Source organism: Aquimarina litoralis, from assembly GCF_039523995.1.
Lineage (GTDB): Bacteria > Bacteroidota > Bacteroidia > Flavobacteriales > Flavobacteriaceae > Aquimarina > Aquimarina litoralis.
Genome location: NZ_BAAAGE010000018.1, coordinates 1 through 2,254 on the forward strand (window position 1 = coordinate 1; position 2,254 = coordinate 2,254).

Annotated in this window: 1 protein-coding gene; it reads right to left on the minus strand. The window is 45.0% G+C overall.

Translation table 11 applies throughout. From position 1 onward, the window contains the following. The coding region (locus ABD077_RS25060; protein ID WP_425545923.1) for a beta strand repeat-containing protein at positions 1–2,254 on the minus strand (2,254 nt) is incomplete at both ends.

Genomic DNA, 2,254 nt, shown 5'->3' on the forward strand with positions numbered 1-2,254 from the left:
TAGGACTGCCTACGATACTGCCTACATCTGCATTATCATCGGTAATTTCAATATCAGTCAAAGTAACATTACCAGTATTAGTAACTACAATATCATACTCAATGACATCATTCAAGGCACTTCCCGCTACTCTAATAGTCTTGATAACACTTAAACTTGGATCGGCTATAAGATCCGTAACTGTTGGATCGTTATCCGGCTCTCCATCAGTCGTTCCATCTCCATTTGGTGTCTCAACAGTCTCATCACCTGCATCGGATACATCTATTACATCATCAGTACCACTTGGACTATCTCCAGTAGCTGTGGCACTATTCTCTATAAATCCAGCATCAATATCTGCCTGTGTAATCGTTTGATTCGCTGTCACCGTTACACTAGCCCCTGGGGCTAAACTTACTATTGGGCTGCCTACGATACTGCCTGCATCTGCATTATCATCGGTAATTTCAATATCAGTCAAAGTAACATTACCAGTATTAGTAACTACAATATCATACTCAATGACATCATTCAAGGCACTTCCCGCTACTCTAACCGTCTTGATAACACTTAGGCTTGGAACTTCTGGCGTAGCACTCGTCTCATCATCTTCTGAAGGAGTATCTGTATCTGCTGTAGCATCGGGACTACTGTCGGGATCAAAATTATCACTCGCGGTGATCTCTGCAAAGTTCGTATAGTTGCCCGTAGCGGTGACTACAGCGGTATAAGTCAATACTAATGGGGTGGTCGTGGTAATACTTAAACCACTCCAGCTAATTAAGCCACCACTCTCACTTCCACCATTACTGATACTTCCAATAGTCGTATACCCATCTGGAACCGTATCCCCTACACCTACTCCCGTAGCATTGTTAGGTCCTCCATTGGTAACCGTAACACTAAAGGTAACCGTATCTCCAGCACTGATCGTAGTACTGCCATCGGCATCCGTTGTCAATACCACACTCTTTGCAATACTTAAATCACTAACGCTGGCAACGGTAGGGGTAGCACTTGTCTCATCATCCTCTGAAGGAGTATCTGTATCTGCTGTAGCATCGGGACTACTGTCGGGATCAAAATTATCACTCGCAGTGATCTCTGCAAAGTTCGTATAGTTGCCCGTAGCAGTCACTACAGCGGTATAAGTCAATACTAATGGGGTGGTCGTGGTTACACTTAAACCACTCCAGCTAATTAAGCCACCACTCTCACTTCCCCCATTACTGATACTTCCAATAGTCGTATACCCATCTGGAACCGTATCTCCTACACCTACTCCCGTAGCATTGTTAGGTCCTGCATTGGTAACCGTAACACTAAAGGTAACCGTATCTCCAGCACTGATCGTAGTACTGCCATCGGCATCCGTTGTCAATACCACACTCTTTGCAATACTTAAATCACTAACGCTGGCAACGGTAGGGGTAGCACTTGTCTCATCATCCTCTGAAGGAGTATCTGTATCTGCTGTAGCATCGGGACTACTGTCGGGATCAAAATTATCACTCGCAGTGATCTCTGCAAAGTTCGTATAATTGCCCGTAGCAGTCACTACAGCGGTATAAGTCAATACTAATGGGGTGGTCGTGGTAATACTTAAACCACTCCAGCTAATTAAGCCACCACTCTCACTTCCCCCATTACTGATACTTCCAATAGTCGTATACCCATCTGGAACCGTATCTCCTACACCTACTCCCGTAGCATTGTTAGGTCCTGCATTGGTAACCGTAACACTAAAGGTAACCGTATCTCCAGCACTGATCGTAGTACTGCCATCGGCATCGGTTGTCAACACAACACTCTTTGCAATACTTAAATCACTAACGCTGGCAACGGTAGGCGTAGCACTTGTCTCATCATCCTCTGAAGGAGTATCTGTATCTGCTGTAGCATCGGGACTACTGTCGGGATCAAAATTATCACTCGCAGTGATCTCTGCAAAGTTCGTATAGTTGCCCGTAGCAGTCACTACAGCGGTATATGTCAATACTAATGGGGTGGTCGTGGTAATACTTAAACCACTCCAGCTAATTAAACCGCCACTCTCACTTCCACCATTACTGATACTTCCAATAGTCGTATACCCATCTGGAACCGTATCTCCTACACCAACTCCCGTAGCATTGTTAGGTCCTCCATTGGTAACCGTAACACTAAAGGTAACCGTATCTCCAGCACTGATCGTAGTACTGCCATCGGCATCCGTTGTCAACACAACACTCTTTGCAATACTTAAATCACTAACGCTGGCAACGGTAGGGGT